At 66.5% G+C, this 17,792-nt stretch carries 9 protein-coding genes; 2 read left to right on the plus strand and 7 right to left on the minus strand.

Annotated features, from left to right (window positions below; all coding sequences use genetic code 11):
• Positions 1–135: 135 nt before the first annotated feature.
• From rpoC to ACW17W_RS12500, 3 genes are all read right to left on the minus strand, one after another.
• On the minus strand, positions 136–4,332 hold the full coding sequence (rpoC, locus tag ACW17W_RS12490; protein ID WP_492077227.1) for a DNA-directed RNA polymerase subunit beta': 4,197 nt from the start codon (positions 4,330–4,332) through the stop codon (positions 136–138).
• Positions 4,333–4,470: 138 nt separating this feature from the next.
• Positions 4,471–8,586 carry a DNA-directed RNA polymerase subunit beta gene (gene rpoB / locus ACW17W_RS12495; protein WP_492077228.1) on the minus strand — a complete coding sequence of 1,372 codons (4,116 nt, stop codon included), beginning with the start codon at positions 8,584–8,586 and terminating at the stop codon, positions 4,471–4,473.
• A 298-nt stretch (positions 8,587–8,884) separates the two neighbouring features.
• Entirely contained in the window at positions 8,885–10,129 is a 1,245-nt protein-coding gene (locus ACW17W_RS12500) for a class I SAM-dependent RNA methyltransferase (RefSeq protein WP_492077229.1), read from the minus strand.
• Between the two features lie 158 nt (positions 10,130–10,287).
• Between ACW17W_RS12500 and ACW17W_RS12505 the strand changes: the two genes are divergently transcribed.
• On the plus strand, positions 10,288–10,995 hold the full coding sequence (locus ACW17W_RS12505; protein WP_492077230.1) for a glycine zipper 2TM domain-containing protein: 708 nt from the start codon (positions 10,288–10,290) through the stop codon (positions 10,993–10,995).
• Positions 10,996–11,123: 128 nt separating this feature from the next.
• Here ACW17W_RS12505 and ACW17W_RS12510 read toward each other — a convergent pair whose 3' ends face one another.
• On the minus strand, positions 11,124–11,858 hold the full coding sequence (locus ACW17W_RS12510) for a TlyA family RNA methyltransferase (RefSeq protein ID WP_492077231.1): 735 nt from the start codon (positions 11,856–11,858) through the stop codon (positions 11,124–11,126).
• 156 nt (positions 11,859–12,014) lie between these two features.
• On the opposite strand from ACW17W_RS12510, the gene ACW17W_RS12515 reads away from it, so the two are divergent.
• Positions 12,015–12,494, plus strand: a complete 480-nt coding sequence (locus ACW17W_RS12515) for a YHS domain-containing (seleno)protein (RefSeq protein WP_492077232.1) — start codon at positions 12,015–12,017, stop codon at positions 12,492–12,494.
• Positions 12,495–12,497: 3 nt separating this feature from the next.
• Here ACW17W_RS12515 and ACW17W_RS12520 read toward each other — a convergent pair whose 3' ends face one another.
• From ACW17W_RS12520 to ACW17W_RS12530, 3 genes are all read right to left on the minus strand, one after another.
• On the minus strand, positions 12,498–15,302 hold the full coding sequence (locus ACW17W_RS12520; RefSeq protein ID WP_492077233.1) for a valine--tRNA ligase: 2,805 nt from the start codon (positions 15,300–15,302) through the stop codon (positions 12,498–12,500).
• Between the two features lie 122 nt (positions 15,303–15,424).
• Positions 15,425–15,985 carry a DUF2497 domain-containing protein gene (locus tag ACW17W_RS12525; protein WP_492077234.1) on the minus strand — a complete coding sequence of 187 codons (561 nt, stop codon included), beginning with the start codon at positions 15,983–15,985 and terminating at the stop codon, positions 15,425–15,427.
• 180 nt (positions 15,986–16,165) lie between these two features.
• Positions 16,166–17,641 carry a TolC family outer membrane protein gene (locus ACW17W_RS12530; protein ID WP_492077235.1) on the minus strand — a complete coding sequence of 492 codons (1,476 nt, stop codon included), beginning with the start codon at positions 17,639–17,641 and terminating at the stop codon, positions 16,166–16,168.
• Positions 17,642–17,792: the final 151 nt, after the last annotated feature.

A 17,792-nucleotide genomic window follows, 5' to 3' on the forward strand; every position in this document is an offset into this window, starting at 1 on the left:
AGCGTCAAAGGCGGGAGGACCCTGAGGACGGCTGTCATCGCCCGATGAGGCGACCGCCCAGGCCGGAGGTCAAGCAAAAAGGGCGGCTCCGTCGCCGGGGCCGCCCCTTCTGTTGTTTCGGTCCGTCGAAGCCGATCAGGCCTCGCTGGATTCCAGTTCCAGCTGCAGATCGGCCGGGAGGGGCTCGACCGCCGCTTCGCGGGTGGAGGTCAGGACCGCGTCACGTTCGTTGGCGATCTTCTGCAGGCTGCGCAGATAGGCGCCGGTGCCGGCCGGGATCAGACGGCCGACGATGACGTTCTCCTTCAGGCCTTCCAGCGTATCCACCTTGCCGTTGACCGAGGCGTCGGTGAGGACGCGGGTGGTCTCCTGGAAGGACGCCGCCGAGATGAAGCTGCGGGTCTGCAGCGACGCCTTGGTGATGCCCAGCAGGACGGGCTGGGTGGTGGCCTGACGGCCGCCGCGCTTCTCGACCTTCAGGTTTTCCAGAACGGCCTCGGCGACTTCGACGGTGTCGCCGCGGATCAGGGTGGTTTCACCCGAATCCAGGACTTCGACCTTCTGCAGCATCTGACGGACGATGACCTCGATGTGCTTGTCGTTGATCGGCACGCCCTGCAGTCGATAGACCTCCTGGACCTCGTTCACCAGATACTCGGCCAGGGCCTCGACGCCCTGGATGCGCAGCAGGTCGTGCGGATCCGGGTTGCCGTCGATGATGTAGTCGCCCTTCTGGATCAGATCGCCGTCGTGGACAGAGATATGCTTGCCCTTGGGGATCAGGAACTCGACGGGTTCGCCCTGTTCGCCATCGGCATTGGGCTCCGGCGTGATCTTGATCCGGCGCTTGTTCTTGTAGTCGCGTCCGAATTCGACGCGACCGTCCATCTCGGCGATGACCGCGCAATCCTTTGGACGACGGGCCTCGAACAGCTCGGCCACCCGCGGCAGACCGCCGGTGATGTCGCGGGTCTTGGCGCCCTCGGTCGGGATGCGGGCGATGATCTCGCCGGGCTTCACCTCGTCGCCATTGGCGACCGACAGGATGGCGCCGACGGGCAGCAGGTACCGGGCGTCAGAGCCCGAGGCCAGCTTGGCGTAGGCGTCGCCGGTGGTGATGCCCATGGCCGGACGCAGGTCCGAACCGCGGGGGCTGGCGCGCCAGTCGATGACGACGCGCTGGGCGATGCCCGTCGCTTCGTCGGTCTCTTCCTTGAACGACAGGCCCTCGACCAGATCCTCAAAGCGGACAACGCCGCCCACCTCGGTGATGATCGGGGTGGTGTAGGGGTCCCACTCCGCCAGACGCTGGTTCTTCTTGACCTCGCCGCCCGGCTGGACGCGAAGACGGCCGCCGTAAGGGATCTTGTAGCTTTCGCGATCCTTGCCATCGACCATGACGGTGACCACGACGTTGCGGCTCATCGACACCAGGTCGCCGTGGGCGCCGGTGACGGTCGGGCCGACCACCTTGATCGTGCCGGCATTGGTCGCCTCGTAGAACGAGGTTTCCGCCACCTGGGCCGTACCGCCGATGTGGAAGGTCCGCATCGTCAGCTGGGTGCCCGGCTCGCCGATCGATTGCGCCGCGATGACGCCGACCGCTTCGCCGATGTTGACATTGGTGCCGCGCGCCAGATCCCGGCCGTAGCACATGCCGCAGATGCCGGCCTCTGCCTCGCAGGTCAGGGCCGAACGGACCTTGACCGACTGGACGCCCTGGACGTCAATGACCTCGACCACATCCTCTGTCAGATAGGTGTCGGCGGGGAACAGGACGTTATCGGTGCCCGGCTCCTTGATGTCCTCGGCATTGTAGCGGCCCAGGACGCGCTGGCCCAGCGAGACCAGGACGTCGCCGCCCTCGACCACGGCGCGCAGGGTGATGCCCCGCGTGGAGCCGCAGTCGTCCTCGGTAACGATCGAGTCCTGCGCCACGTCCACCAGACGACGGGTCAGATAGCCCGAGTTGGCGGTCTTCAGCGCGGTGTCGGCCAGACCCTTGCGGGCGCCGTGGGTCGAGTTGAAGTACTCAAGGACGGTCAGGCCTTCCTTGAAGTTCGACACGATCGGCGTCTCGATGATCTCGCCCGAGGGCTTGGCCATCAGGCCGCGCATCCCGCCCAGCTGCTTCATCTGGGCCTGCGAACCGCGGGCGCCGGAGTTGGCCATCATATAGACCGAGTTGATCTCGGCGGTGCGGCCGTCCGGCAGCTTCTTGACCGTGGCGATCTCGGCCATCATGGCGTCGGCGATCTTGTCCGTGGCCTTGGCCCAGGCGTCGACCACCTTGTTGTACTTCTCGCCCTTGGTGATCAGACCGTCGGCATACTGTTGCTCGTACTCCTCGACCTGGGTGCGGGTCTCGGCGACCATCGTCTCCTTCTGGGCGGGGATGACGATGTCGTCCTTGCCGAAGGAAATGCCGGCCTTGGCGGCCTCGCGGAAGCCCAGGCCCATCATCTGGTCGGCATAGATCACCGTCGCCTTCTGACCGCAGTGGCGATAGACCACGTCGATCAGGTTGCCGATTTCCTTCTTGGTCAGGTTTTTCTCGAGCAGGCGGTAGCCGACGTTCGGGTTCTGCGGCAGCAGGGCGGCCAGCTTCATCCGGCCGGGGGTCGAGTCGATGACCTTGGTCACCTCTTCGCCGGCGGCGTTCAGTTCGGTCCAGCGCGCCTTGATGCGGGTGTGGAGAGTCACCACGCCGGCGTCGAGCGCCGCATCGATCTCGCCCATATTGGCGAACAGCTTGCCCTCACCCGGCTCGCCGTCCTTGACCAGCGAGATGTAGTAGAGGCCGAGCACGATATCCTGCGACGGCACGATGATCGGCTTGCCGTTGGCGGGCGACAGGATGTTGTTGGTCGACATCATCAGGACGCGCGCTTCCAGCTGGGCCTCGAGGCTCAGCGGGACGTGAACGGCCATCTGGTCGCCGTCGAAGTCGGCGTTGAACGCGGTACAGACCAGCGGGTGCAGGCGGATCGCCTTGCCCTCGATCAGCTTGGGCTCGAACGCCTGGATGCCCAGACGGTGCAGCGTCGGCGCCCGGTTCAGCATGACCGGGTGTTCGCGGATCACCTCTTCGAGGATGTCCCAGACCTGGGGCTGTTCACGCTCGACCATCCGCTTGGACTGTTTGACCGTGCCCGACAGGCCCTTGGCGTCGAGACGCGCATAGATGAACGGCTTGAACAGCTCCAGCGCCATCTTCTTGGGCAGGCCGCACTCGTGCAGCTTCAGCTCGGGACCCACGGTGATGACCGAACGACCCGAATAGTCGACGCGCTTGCCGAGCAGGTTCTGGCGGAAGCGGCCCTGCTTGCCCTTCAGCATGTCGGCCAGCGACTTCAGCGGACGCTTGTTGGCGCCCGTGATGACGCGACCACGGCGGCCGTTGTCGAACAGGGCGTCGACCGATTCCTGCAGCATCCGCTTTTCGTTGCGGATGATGATGTCCGGCGCGCGGAGCTCCATCAGACGCTTCAGGCGGTTGTTGCGGTTGATCACGCGGCGATACAGGTCGTTCAGGTCGGAGGTCGCGAAACGACCGCCGTCCAGCGGCACCAGGGGGCGCAGTTCCGGCGGGATGACCGGCACGACGGTCAGGATCATCCACTCGGGCTTGTTGCCGCTCTCGAGGAAGGCCTCGATCAGCTTCAGGCGCTTGGACGCCTTCTTGGCCTTCATTTCCGACGGGCTGTCGGCCAGTTCGCCACGGTGACGCTCGGCCTCGGAATGCAGGTCGATGCCCATCAGCAGGTTGCGCACGGCCTCGGCGCCGATCTCGGCGGTGAAGCCGTCATCGCCGAACTCGTCCTGGTAGCGATAGAACTCGTCTTCCGTCAGCAGCTGGTTCTGCTTCAGCGGGGTCAGGCCCGGCTCGGTGACGATATAGTTTTCGAAATACAGGACGCGCTCGACGTCCTTCAGCGCCATGTCCAGCATCAGCGAGATGCGGCTGGGCAGCGACTTCAGGAACCAGATGTGGGCGACCGGGCTGGCCAGTTCGATATGGCCCATCCGCTCGCGCCGGACCCGGGCCAGGGTGACCTCAACGCCGCACTTCTCGCAGATGATGCCCTTGTACTTCATGCGCTTGTACTTGCCGCACAGGCATTCGTAGTCCTTGGTCGGACCAAAGATACGGGCGCAGAACAGGCCGTCACGCTCGGGCTTGAACGTGCGATAGTTGATCGTCTCGGGCTTCTTGATCTCGCCGAACGACCACGAGCGGATTTTCTCCGGCGAGGCCAGGGCGATCTTGATCTGGTCGAAGGTCGGGGTGACCGGGACCGCATTGAAGATGTTCAGGACTTCCTGGTTCATCTTTGTTCCTTCTGCGGGCTGACCCGCGATAAATAGTGTCGGATGAACAGTGATTAGTGACCAGTGATTAGTGGTTGGGTCTGTGATCTATCAGCAAAGCTGCAACCACTAACCACTAACCACTAATCACTCCGCCAATCAGCTGTTCTCCAGCTCCACGTTCAGACCCAGCGAACGCATTTCCTTGATGAGCACGTTGAAGCTCTCGGGAATGCCCGCCTCGAAGCTGTCGTCGCCGCGGACGATGGCCTCGTAGACCTTGGTCCGGCCGGCCACGTCGTCGGACTTCACCGTCAGCATTTCCTGCAGGGTGTAGGCGGCGCCGTAGGCTTCCAGAGCCCAGACCTCCATCTCCCCGAAGCGCTGGCCGCCGAACTGCGCCTTGCCGCCCAGCGGTTGCTGGGTGACGAGCGAGTACGGGCCGATGGAGCGGGCGTGGATCTTGTCGTCGACCAGGTGGTGCAGCTTCAGCATATAGATGTAGCCGACCGTGACCGGACGCTTGAACTGCTCGCCGGTCTGACCGTCATAGACGATCGACTGGGCCGACTTGTTCAGACCCGCCTCCTCCAGCAGACGCTCGATGTCGCCGATGTGCGCGCCGTCGAAGACCGGAGTCGCGAAGGGCACGCCCTTGGACAGGTTCTTCGCCAGTTCGATCAGGTCGTCCTCATCCTGCGGCAGGGGCGTGTCCTCGCCGTAGATATGCGTCAGACGATCGATCAGGGCCTGCTTCTGGCCGCCGTGCTGCCAGGCTTCCAGCAGCGAGGCGATCTGCTTGCCGAGGCCCGCAGCCGCCCAGCCCAGGTGGGTTTCGAAGATCTGGCCGATGTTCATGCGCGACGGCACGCCCAGCGGGTTCAGCACCACGTCGACCGGGGTGCCGTCCTCCAGGTGGGGCATGTCCTCGATCGGCAGGATCTTGGAGATGACGCCCTTGTTGCCGTGACGGCCGGCCATCTTGTCCCCGGGCTGAAGCTTGCGCTTCACGGCCACGAAGACCTTGACCATCTTCATCACGCCCGGGGGCAGCTCGTCGCCGCGTTGCAGCTTCTCGACCTTGTCCTCGAAGCGGCGGTCGAGCGCCTTGCGGGCGTCCTCGAACTGCTTCTTCATGGCCTCGAGCTCGCCCATCGCCTTTTCGTCGTCGAGGGCGATCTGCCACCACAGGCCGCGCGACAGCTCGCCCAGCTTCTCTTCGGTCACTTCACCGCGACCCAGGCCCTTCGGACCCGAGACGGCGGTCTTGCCCAGAACCAGCGGCTTCAGGCGGCCGTAGACGTTGCGTTCCAGGATCGCGAGTTCGTCGTCGCGGTCCTTGCCGAGGCGTTCGATCTCGTGACGTTCGATCGACATGGCGCGCTCGTCCTTGTCGACGCCGTGGCGGTTGAACACGCGCACGTCAACGACCGTGCCGGCGACGCCGGGCGGCAGACGCAGGGAGGTGTCGCGGACGTCGGAAGCCTTCTCGCCGAAGATGGCGCGCAGCAGCTTCTCTTCCGGGGTCATCGGGCTTTCGCCCTTGGGCGTGACCTTGCCGCACAGGATGTCGCCCGGCTGGACCTCGGCGCCGATGGCGACGATGCCCGCCTCGTCGAGGTTGCGCAGGGCTTCCTCGCCGACGTTGGGGATGTCGCGGGTGATTTCTTCCGGCCCCAGCTTGGTGTCGCGGGCCATCACCTCGAACTCGTCGATGTGGATCGAGGTGAAGACGTCGTCGCGCACGATGCGCTCCGAGATCAGGATCGAGTCCTCGAAGTTGTAGCCGTTCCACGGCATGAAGGCGACGAGGGCGTTGCGGCCGAGGGCCAGTTCGCCCAGGTCCGTCGACGGTCCGTCGGCGATCACGTCGCCGATCTTGACCTCATCGCCCACGCGCACGATCGGGCGCTGGTTGATGCAGGTCGACTGGTTGGAACGCTGGAACTTCGACAGGCGATAGATGTCGACGCCCGAACGACCGGCATCCAGTTCATTGGTGGCGCGCACCACGATGCGGGTGCCGTCGATCTGTTCGACGACGCCGTCACGACGGGCGACAACCACGGCGCCCGAATCACGGGCCACCACCGCCTCCATGCCCGTGCCGACCAGCGGCGCGTCCGATTGCACCAGGGGCACGGCCTGACGTTGCATGTTGGCGCCCATCAGGGCGCGGTTGGCGTCATCGTTTTCGAGGAACGGGATCAGGGCGGCGGCGACCGAAACGACCTGTTTCGGCGACACGTCCATCATGTCCACATCGGCGCGGATCAGCAGTTGCGATTCGCCGTTGATCCGGCCCGGGACCAGTTCGTCGACGATCTCGCCGTCCTTCAGCTCGATGTTGGCCTGGGCGATCGTGTATTTCGACTCTTCCATGGCCGAGATGTAGACCACCTCGTCCAGGGCCTTGCCGTCCTTCACGCGCCGGTACGGGCTCTCGATGAAGCCGTATTTGTTGACCCGGGCGTGGGTGGCCAGCGAGTTGATCAGGCCGATGTTCGGGCCTTCCGGCGTTTCGATCGGGCAGATGCGGCCATAGTGGGTCGGGTGCACGTCCCGGACTTCAAAGCCGGCGCGCTCGCGCGTCAGGCCGCCCGGGCCAAGCGCCGACAGGCGACGCTTGTGGGTGATTTCCGACAGCGGGTTCGTCTGGTCCATGAACTGCGACAGCTGCGAGGAGCCGAAGAACTCCCGCACCGAGGCCGCCGCCGGCTTGGCGTTGATCAGGTCGTGCGGCATCACCGTGTCGATATCGACCGACGACATACGCTCCTTGATGGCGCGCTCCATGCGCAGCAGGCCGACACGGTACTGGTTTTCCAGCAGTTCGCCGACCGAACGCACCCGGCGGTTGCCCAGGTTGTCGATATCGTCGATCTCGCCCTGACCGTCCTTCAAGCCGACCAGGATGCGCAGCACCTTCAGCACGTCTTCCTTGCGCAGGACGCGGATCTCGTCGGAGACCTCCGGGCTTTCCAGACGCATGTTCATCTTCACGCGTCCCACGGCCGACAGGTCGTAGCGTTCGGCGTCAAAGAACAGGCTGTTGAACATGGCCTCGGCGGCTTCCGGGGTCGGCGGCTCGCCCGGACGCATCACGCGATAGACGTCGAACAGGGCGTCCTCGCGGCCCGTCGACTTGTCGATGCGCAGGGTGTTGCGCATGTAGGCGCCGACCGTGACGTGGTCGATGTCCAGCACGTCGATGGTGGTGAAGCCCTTGGCTTCCAGCAGTTCGATCGTCGGGGCGTCCAGCTCGTCGCCGGCCTCGGCATAGATCTCGCCGGTCTCATAGTTGACGGCGTCGGCGGCCATATAGCGGGTCACCAGCGCATCGGCGGCCAGGGACAGAGACTTGGTCGTGTCGCCCAGCTTCTTGGCCTGACGGGCGCTGATCTTGGTCCCGGCGGCGGCGACCACTTCGCCCGTGTCGGCGTCGATCAGGTCGAACTCGGGCTTCACCCCGCGCCAGCGTTCCGGCTTGTAGGGGGTGACCCAGCCTTCGCCGCGCTTTTCATAGGGCACGGTCTCATAGAAGGTGCGCAGGATTTCCTCGCCGTCCATGCCCAGGGCATAGAGGAAGGTGGTCGCCGGCAGTTTGCGGCGACGGTCGATCCGCACATAGACCACGTCCTTGGCGTCGAACTCGAAGTCCAGCCACGACCCGCGGTAGGGGATCACCCGGGCGGCGAACAGCAGCTTGCCCGAAGAGTGGGTCTTGCCCTTGTCGTGGTCGAAGAAGACGCCCGGCGAACGGTGCATCTGCGAGACGATCACCCGCTCGGTGCCGTTGACGATAAAGGTGCCCTTGTCCGTCATCAGGGGGATGTCCCCCATATAGACGTCCTGCTCCTTGATGTCCTTGACCGAGCGGGCGCCGGTTTCCTCGTCCGCCTCGAACACGATCAGGCGCAGCTTGACCTTCAGCGGCGCGGCATAGGTCATGTCGCGCTGGATGCACTCCTCGACGTCGTACTTGGGGTCCTCGAATTCGTAGGACACGTACTCCAGCACGGCGCGTTCGTTGAAGTCCTTGATCGGGAAGACCGACTTGAACACCGCCTCGATGCCCTGCTCCTTGCGCTGGCCCGGACGGACCTCGCGCTGCAGGAACTGCTCGTAGGAGGCGCGCTGAACCTCGATCAGGTTCGGCATCGCGACGGCTTCCGGGATACGCCCGAAGGACTTGCGGATGCGCTTCTTGCCGGTGAAGGTCGTGGCGGACGCGATCTGACCGTTGATGGCGAGACCGTTCGTGACGTCAGTCATTCTGTTTTCCCAATGGCGCCGGGGGGACGAGGCGGCGCGTCAAATGCAGCGGCACGACACGCCGGAAGGCGCACCGTGCAAATCGATTTCGGCGCCCGCCCTGCGGTCCCTTTCGGGGCCCGGACGCCTGAATTGTCAGCTCCCTTGGGAAGGAGCGCACCTTCGCATCGGTCAGAGGGCGACAGACCGGGCCTCGGCGCTTTCGCGCAGACTCATCTAGGAGTGTGTTGCGGAACCCGCTCGTATACTCGCTTTGACGGCGAAATAAAGGCCCTAAGAACGAATTCCGAAAGCTGTCTCAACGCCGGAACACGCCCACCAGCTCGATGTGGGCCGACCACAGGAACTGGTCGACCGGCGTGACCGTCTCCAGCCGGAAGCCGGCGTCGATCAGAACCTTCGCATCGCGAGCAAACGTCTGGGGATTGCAGGATATCCCGACCACCGTCGTCGCCTTCGTGCCGGTGATCTGGGCGACCTGCTCGATCGCCCCGGCGCGGGGAGGATCGAAGACGATCGCGTCGCAGCCCTTCAGGTCGAAGGGCGTCAGGGGGCGGCGGAACAGGTCGCGCGCCTCGGCCGTGATCGGCTTCATGCCTTTGGCCGAACCGACGCCGGCCTTCAGCGCCGCGATGCTCGCCGCCGCCCCGTCGGCCGCGAGCACGGGCGCCAGGGTGGCGAGCGGGAAGGTAAAGGTTCCGGCGCCGCAGAACAGGTCGGCGATCTTCTTCGCCCCCTTCACCGCCGCCAGGGCGCGATCGACCATGGCCTGTTCGGCGCCCGGCACCGCCTGCAGGAATCCGCCCGCCGGGATCGCCACGGTCGCGGGGCCGAACTGCACCCTCGGCTGACGCTCCATCATCAGCACCTCGCCGGCCAGACTCAGCCGCGCCAGATCGGCCTGACGCGCCGCCCGGATGGCCTGCATCCTCTGGTCGCCGGACAGGCCGCCCGACTTCCGTTCAACGCCCGTCACATCCACGTCCAGCCCGGTCAGGGTCAGGGTGACATGCAGGGTCGGGGCCGATTTCGGATGCTCCAGGAACGCCTCGGCCACACGGGCCAGGGCCGGAAAGGCCGCCACCAGCCGGGGGTCGGCCACCGGACAGGCCGACACCTCCACCAGCCGCCACGACTTGCGCGCCTTGAAGCCCAGCACCACCCGCCCGTCCTCGCCCCGCCGCGCATGCAGGGCCAGCCGCCGCCGTGTGCCGGGCGGCGTCGCCACGGTCGGTTCGATCCCGGTCTCGATCCCCTCGCGCCCCAGCGCCAGCCGGACCTGTTCGCGCTTCCAGTCCAGATAGGGGCCGCTGGCCCAGTGCTGCAGCGAACAGCCCCCGCAATCGCCATACTGAGGTGAGACCGGCGCGATCCGGTCCGGGCTGGCGACCACGATCTCCGGCCGCTCCATACGCCCATCGACCACCTCGCCCCGCACCATCTCGCCTGGCAGGGTCAGGGGAACGAACACAAGCCCGGCCCCTCCCTGCCCGACGCCGTCGCCCTGGCCGCCGATGCGGTCGATCCGGAGTGTTTCGCTCATCCGGCGGCTTATGCCTGATCCCTGAGCCGGCGGCGACGGATGAAACCGCCTGGGACGAAACCTGTTCAAGACGCGTTCATCTTGGACGCCTTAACCCTGTCTGCAACGGAGCGAAGTCTGAACCGTTGGTCTTCGCATCCACCACAGGGTCCACAACGATGTTCTACCGCCTTGCCCGTCCCGCACTGATCGCCGCCGCAGCGGCGGCCGCCATCACCGCGATTCCGGCCGCCGCCTCGGCTCAGACCTATTCGTATCAGGGGGGCGGCTACGTCCCGGGCTACGGCGGCCAGACCTACAACACGCCCGACTATTGCGACCGCAACCGCCAGGGCCGCACGGGCGCAGGCGCTGTGATCGGGGCCGGCGCTGGGGCGGTCATCGGCTCACAACTGGCCGCGCGCGGTCGCCGCACAGAAGGTTCGATCCTGGGCGGCGTCCTCGGCGCGGTCGTCGGCGGCGCCGCCGGTCGCGGCTCGGCCGACCAGTGCCGTGGCTACAATGACGACTACGCCTATTCTCCGAACACGCCCGCCTATTCGAGCGGCTACGGCTACTCGCAAGGTTACAGCCAGCCCCACAGCTACGCCCCGTCCTATTCGTCCGGCTACTCGTCCAGCTACAGTTCGGGCTATGGCAACGGCTCGGTCTATTACGATCAGGACGGCTACGGCCCCTATGCGTCCGAGCCGCGCCACGATGATCGCTACAGCTCCGGCGGCGGCTATGCCTATGACCGTGACGATCGCGGCCGCGACGGCTGCCGTCTGGCCGAGAGCCGGATCCGCCTTCCCGATGGTCGTTCAGAGACGCGCTATGTGCGGACCTGCCCCGACTCCTCGGGCCGCTATCGCGTGGTCGATTGATTTTCAGCCCCCCTGCGACATCGACGACGTGACGGGAGCCGCCGGCGGAGAAATCCGCCGGCGGTTTTCACTTTCAAGTGGGCCGCGGTCGTCGGCCCTCCGGGACCTCCCGACCCGACGCGGCCTCGCTAGGTGCGTCTGGCCCAGACCAGATATTCAACATTGCCGTCGCCGCCGGTGACAGGGCTCTCGGCCGTTTCCCTGACCGACCAGCCCTCGGCCTCCAGCCACGCGACCACCCGATCCAGCGCCGCCTGACGCGCCGCGGCATCACGCACCACCCCGCCGCGTCCGACCTCCGACCGGCTCTCCATCTCGAACTGCGGCTTGACCAGGGTGACCAGATCCGCCCCGGGCGCCGCCAGGCCCAGAGCAGCGGGCAGCACCTTGGTCAGGCTGATGAAACTGGCGTCGCAGACGATCAGATCGGGCGCCTCTGTGATCAGGTCAGGCGTGAGCTCGCGCGCGTCCGTCTTCTCCAGATCGATGACGCGCGGGTCGCTTGCGATCCGGGGATGCAGCTGCCCCTGCCCCACGTCCACGGCGAACACCCGCGCCGCGCCCCGTTCCAGACAGACCTCGGTAAAGCCCCCGGTCGAGGCGCCGACGTCCAGCACCGTCCGTCCCGCGACGGCGACGGGCCACAGGGTCAGGGCATGATCCAGCTTCAGCGCCCCGCGCCCCACGAACCGGAAGGCCGGCTCGGCGGTGATCACGGCGTCGTCGGCCACGGTCTCCGAAGGCTTTCTGACCACCGCGCCGTTGGCCGTGACCCGCCCGGCCTCGATCGCCGCCTTCGCCTTCGCCCGGCTGTCGAACAGGCCGCGCTGAGCCAGCAGATGGTCAATCCGAACCCGCATCAATCCTCTCCCTGCGCCTGGCCGGCCGAACCAACAGCCCGTCCTTCAGACCGGCTGGCCGGTCCTGGGCGCCTGTGCCGGAAAGCCCTGTAACCCGGCAGGCTCACAGAGCGTATGGCTTTGCGAGTGACCCATAGCGTCTGTCTGGAGACAGTCTTCATGTTTTCGCGTCTGTTTCTGGCCCTGACCCTCGTCCTGTGCGTGGGTCTGATCGGTCTGGCCTCGCCCGCCCCCGCGCAGTCGAAAACTCATCCTCCCGTTCACACGGCCGCCGACGGGCTGGCGCTCGGAGGGCATGACCCGGTCGCCTATTTCACCGAGGGCAAGCCGACGATGGGCGATCCGGCGATCAGCCTCGACTGGAACGGCGCGACCTGGCATTTCGCCTCCGCCGACCATCGCGCCAGATTTGAAGCCGAACCCGAAGTCTGGGCGCCCCGGTTCGGGGGCTACTGCGCCTGGGCGGCCAGCCAGGGCTATATCGCCCCGGGCGATCCCCGGGTCTGGCGGATTGTCGAGGGTCGGCTCTATCTGAACTACAACGAACGCGCCCGGATGCTCTGGGAGCAGGACGTTACCGAAGCGATCAGAAAGGGCGAGGCCAATTGGCCCCGCATCCTGACCGACAACCAGGGTTGAGCCTCACCCCATGGCCGCGAGCCGCTCCAGGGCGGCGAGCAGCTTCATCTTGCCGGCCTCGGCCTCAGCCAGTTTGGCGCGTTGTTCCTCAACCACCTCGGGGGCGGCGCGGGAGACGAAGTTGGGATTGCCCAGCTTCTTGTTGAAATGGCCGATGTCGCTGTCGAAGGCGGCGATCTCCTTCTCCAGCCGCACGCGTTCGGCGGTCAGGTCGATGATGCCCGCCAGCGACAGGGCGGCCGTCGTCGAACCGGAGACGAAGCTGACTGCCCCCTCCGGCGCAACCTCCGCTGTCATCGCATCCCCGACCCGGGCGAGGGTCAGGATCAGCGGGCGGTGCCGCTCGATCAGGGCCGCCGTCTCGGCAGTCGGGGCGACGAACACCAGACCCGGCTTGGCGCCGGGCGCAACATTCATCTCGGCGCGCAGGGCCCGGACCTCGCCGACCAGATCGACCAGCCAGCCGATCTCGGCATCGGCGCCGGCGTCGATGAAGGCATCCGGCAGGATCGGCCATTCAGCGCCGATCAGCAGGCTTTCCCGCGCCGGCCCTTCCCGGCCCAGTTCGGCCCACAGTTCCTCGGTGATGAAGGGCATGACCGGGTGCAGCAGCTTCAGGGTCTGATCCAGGGTCCAGGCCGTCATGGCCCGCGTCTCGGCCTTTGCGGCTTCATCCGTCCCCTGGAACACCGGCTTGGCCAGTTCCAGATACCAGTCGCAGAAGACGTTCCAGACGAACCGGTACAGGGCCGAGGCCGCGTCGTCGAACCGCCCGCCCTCAATGGCCTCGGACACCTGACGCTCGGCCCTGGTCAGCTCGCCCCGGATCCAGCGGTTGATCGTCTGGTCGACTGTCGCGGGATCAAAGCCCTCGACGCGGCGCGCCTCGTTCATCTGGCTGAACCGGGCGGCGTTCCACAGCTTGGTGCCGAAGTTCCGATAGCCTTCAATGCGTTCCTTCGACAGCTTGATGTCGCGGGTGCCGGACAGGATGGCCATGGTGAACCGCAGAGGGTCCGCGCCCAGTTCGTCGATGATCGTCAGGGGATCGATGACGTTGCCCTTGGACTTCGACATCTTCTGGCCCTTCTCGTCGCGGACGAGGCCATTGATGATGACCCGTTTGAACGGGACCTCGTCCATGAAGTGCAGGCCCATCATCATCATCCGGGCGACCCAGAAGAAGATGATGTCCGCCGCCGTGACCAGATCGCTGGTCGGATAGAACCGCTCCAGATCCTCCGTCTTCTCCGGCCACCCCATGGTCGAGAACGGCCACAGGGCCGAGGAGAACCAGGTGTCGAGCACGTCCTCGTCCTGGGTCAGGGCCACCTCGGACTCATAGTCGGCCATGGCCAGTTCGCGGGCGTCGTCTTCCGTCTCGGCGACATAGATCTCGCCGTTCGGGCCGTACCAGGCCGGAATGCGGTGGCCCCACCAGAGCTGGCGCGAGATGCACCAGGGCTCGATGTTGCGCAGCCATTCGAAATAGATCTTGGAATAGGAGGCGGGCTCGAAGGTCGTCGCCCCGGTCTCAACAGCCCTGATCGCCGGTTGCGCGAGCGTGTGGGCGTCAACGTACCACTGGTCCGTCAGCCAGGGCTCGATGACCACTCCGGACCGGTCGCCGTGCGGGACGACGTGCCTGGTCTTCTCGATCTCCTTCAGCCAGCCCTCGGCCTCGGCGCGGGCGACGATGGCCTTGCGCGCGGCGAAGCGGTCGAGGCCGCGCAGATCTGCCGGAATCGTGCCGACGACGAACTCGGGCGTTTCGGGTTCAAACTGGTCGTCGGTTTCGTCAACGCCGGTAGGGGTGTCTTTCCAGTCCAGAATGGCCCCGAACTGATTCAGGATGTTGATCGACGGGAGTCCCGCCCGCTTCCCGACCTGGAAGTCGTTGAAGTCGTGCGCGGGCGTGATCTTCACCGCCCCCGAGCCCTTGGTCGGATCGGCGTAGTCGTCGGCCACGATCGGAATCCGTCGACCGACAATCGGCAGGGTCACGAACTTTCCGACCAGCCCCGCATACCGCTCATCGTCCGGATGCACCGCCACGCCGGTGTCGCCCAGCATCGTCTCCGGCCGCGTCGTCGCCACGACGATATAGTCGCGCGTCTCCCACTCGGTCGCCTTGCCATCCTCGTCGAAGGCGACCGGGTGTTCGTAGGTCACGCCGTCGGCGAGCGGATAGGCGAAATGCCAGTAGGCCCCCTCGACCTCGCGCTGCTCGACCTCGAGATCCGAGATGGCGGTCTGGAACTGCGGATCCCAGTTCACCAGACGCTTGTCGCGGTAGATCAGCCCCTCGCGATGCAGTTGCACGAAGACCTTGCGAACGGCGGCGTTCAGCCCCTCGTCCAGGGTGAACCGCTCACGCGACCAGTCGCACGACGCCCCCAGCCGCCGCAGCTGCTGGACGATGGACCCGCCGCTCTCGGCCTTCCAGTCCCAGACCTTCTTGATGAAGGCCTCGCGGCCCATGTCGCGGCGACCAACGTTACCGGCGGCCGCCAGCTGGCGCTCCACCACCATCTGGGTGGCGATGCCGGCGTGGTCGGTGCCGGGCAGCCACAGCACCGCCTTGCCCTTCATCCGGTGATAGCGGGCCAGGATGTCCTGCAGGGTATTGTTCAGCGCATGGCCGATATGCAGGCTGCCCGTCACGTTCGGCGGCGGAATGACGATCGAATAGGCGTCCGCCGCGCCGTCGGTGGCGGCCGCAGCGCGCGGCGCGAACAGGCCGCTCTCCTCCCACTGCGCATACAGGCGGGGTTCTGCGGCCCGGGGTTCGAAAGTCTTCTCAAGCATCGGCGGAATCCTGTGCCCTGTGTTCCGCGCGCGGCGCGTCGCGGCTTGAGGGCGGTCGAAAAGCAAAGGGCGGCCCCCTTCGGAGCCGCCCCTGATCATTTAATCGCAGGTGAGACGAACGGCTAGACGTCGCGGGCGATGCGCTCGACTTCCCTGCGCACCGCGTCCTCGACGATGCCCGGCAGGTTGGCGTCCAGCCACGATTTCAGCATGGGACGCAGCATTTCAGCGACCATCCCCTCTACCGTCGAGCCGCTGACGAAGTTCAGGTCGCCCGTCGGGGCCGGTGCGGGCGCTGCGGGCTTCTTCAGGGCGTGCAGGCCCGCAAATGCCGAGGCAGCGCTGGCGGCGGCGCTTTCGCCGACCAGGGCGTCATAGTTCGGCGCAGCCTCATAGGCGTCGGCCGGCTCTTCCGGCACGATGACGTCCAGATCGCCGATGGTCTCGACGGCCGGTGCCTCATACGGATCGGTCAGTTCCAGAACGTCGTCATCGGCGTCAGCCGCCATCGGCTCCGGGGCCGGAAACGGCGCCGGCTCCGGCGCGACCAGAACCTCAGGCTCTGGTTCCGGCTCGACCGCGGCGGGCGCGGAGGTCTCGGCCGGCTGGTCGTCCTCGGAAATGATCCGGCGAATCGACGCCAGGATCTCTTCCATCGTCGGTTCCTGGGATTGGTCGGTCATGCCTGCCTCGAGCGGTCTATACAGGGACGCGCCGGACGACGCGCGAAACGGGTCGCGGTAGAGACAGCCGGAATAGGAACGCCCGCCTCGCCGCAAGGACCTGTCGTGGCATCAACGCCCGCTGGAATCAACGGGCGTTTTAAAAGCAAAGGTTAACGCCCGGCCGGCGTCAGGCGCCCGTCAGCCGCCGTTGGGCGCCGTGGCGGTCGGCTGGGACTTCAGCCGGGCGTCGATCGGCGCGTCCTCGGCGTCTGCCGCAGGCACGACCGGCGGAGCGGCGATCCGGTCCAGGGCCTCAAGCGCCCCGTCCCACGGCAGGGCGCCGCGCAGGCGGACCGCGTCGGCATTGCCGGCAGCGTCGTAGGTCTCGATCGAGGCCACCAGGTTCTGTCCCTGCAGACGCCCGATGGCGGCCAGCAGCGAGGCCTGGGCCACGTATTCGTTGCGGCGCGCGCTGACGAGGTTCACCTGCGCCGCCCGCAGTTCCAGCTCCTGGTTCAGCACGTCGAGCGTGGTGCGCAGGCCGACCTGGGCTTCCTGACGGACGCCCTCGGCGGCGACCGAGGCGGCCCGTACCGCCTGTTCGCCCGCCGTGACGGTCGAGCGGGACGAGATGACCTGGGCATAGGCGGTCGAGACGTCCTGGAGGACGCCGCGCTTCTGGCCTTCCAGATCGATCTGGGCGGCGTTGGCGGTCTCGAGCGCCTGGGCGACGCGCGAGCGGTTCAGCCCGCCGGTGAACAGCGGCACCGAGATCGAGGCGCCTGCCGAGAAGGCGGTGCGATCGGCAAGGTCGAAGTCCGAGAGGTCACCGTTTCCGCCATAGGAGGCGGTGGCGCGAACCGACGGCAGATATTCCGACCGGGCGGCGGCCACGCGCGCCTCGGCGGCCTGCAGCGAGAACTGCGCCGCCCGGACGGCCGGGTTCTCGACCAGACCGATGTCCAGGGCCGCGTCGAAATCGGTCGGCAGACCCGGCAGGGCGGCCGGCGCCTCAAGATTGGCCGGGGACTGGCCGATGACGGCGGCATAGGCGGCGCGCGACACGGACAGCTGGGCCTGGGCCTGGGCCAGATCGGCCTCGGACTGGGCCAGACGCGCCTGCGACTGGGCCACGTCGGTGCGGGTGATCTCACCGACCTCGAAACGGGCGTTGGACTCGTCCAGCTGGCGGCGCAGGACGGCCAGATTGTCCTGCCGGATGGTCAGGATCTCCATGTCGCGACGGACATCGACATAGGCCTGGATGACCGAGGCCAGCACGGCCTGTTCGACGCCGCGCAGCTGCTCGCGACCGGCCAGTACGCTGGCCTCGGCGGCGCTGATCGAATGGCCGATGCGACCGCCGGTATAGAGGTTCTGCGACAGACCGATGCCGATGCCGGCCGTATCGGTCTCGACCACCCCTGCGGCGGTGTCCGCGCGGGAATAGTCGACATTGGCGGTGAGGCTGATGGAGGGGCGAAGGCCGGCCCGCGCCTGGGGCACGGTCTCGTCCAGCGCCCGCTGATTGGCGCGCTGGGCCAGCAGCGTCGGATTGGTGCGATAGGCCAGGGCGATCGCGTCCTGCAACGACTCGGCCGAAACGGGACCGGCGAAGGCGGCGGTGACGGCGATCAGGGCCACGGAGGCCAGCACCGACGAACGGTTCAACATGTTCAATCCCCGGAAGCCGCCAGCGCGGCGCGCTTCATATTCTCTGGACCGCGTAGAGCGCATTCAGACCACGCTGCGCCAGTTAAGTTTTTTTCACGCAGACGCCACCGACATCCGTCGCAAATCCGGTAACCGGACGTAACCATGGCGT

This window comes from Brevundimonas sp. FV1ye29L, from assembly GCF_058681095.1.

Excerpts from the sequence above, each read along its gene's own strand:
- ACW17W_RS12520 (WP_492077233.1), bottom strand. The coding sequence starts at position 15,302 with ATGCTTGAGAAGACTTTCGAACCCCGGGCCGCAGAACCCCGCCTGTAT.
- rpoC (WP_492077227.1), bottom strand. The coding sequence starts at position 4,332 with ATGAACCAGGAAGTCCTGAACATCTTCAATGCGGTCCCGGTCACCCCG.
- ACW17W_RS12515 (WP_492077232.1), top strand. The coding sequence starts at position 12,015 with ATGTTTTCGCGTCTGTTTCTGGCCCTGACCCTCGTCCTGTGCGTGGGT.
- ACW17W_RS12525 (WP_492077234.1), bottom strand. The coding sequence starts at position 15,985 with ATGACCGACCAATCCCAGGAACCGACGATGGAAGAGATCCTGGCGTCG.
- ACW17W_RS12505 (WP_492077230.1), top strand. The coding sequence starts at position 10,288 with ATGTTCTACCGCCTTGCCCGTCCCGCACTGATCGCCGCCGCAGCGGCG.
- rpoB (WP_492077228.1), bottom strand. The coding sequence starts at position 8,586 with ATGACTGACGTCACGAACGGTCTCGCCATCAACGGTCAGATCGCGTCC.
- ACW17W_RS12530 (WP_492077235.1), bottom strand. The coding sequence starts at position 17,641 with ATGTTGAACCGTTCGTCGGTGCTGGCCTCCGTGGCCCTGATCGCCGTC.
- ACW17W_RS12500 (WP_492077229.1), bottom strand. The coding sequence starts at position 10,129 with ATGAGCGAAACACTCCGGATCGACCGCATCGGCGGCCAGGGCGACGGC.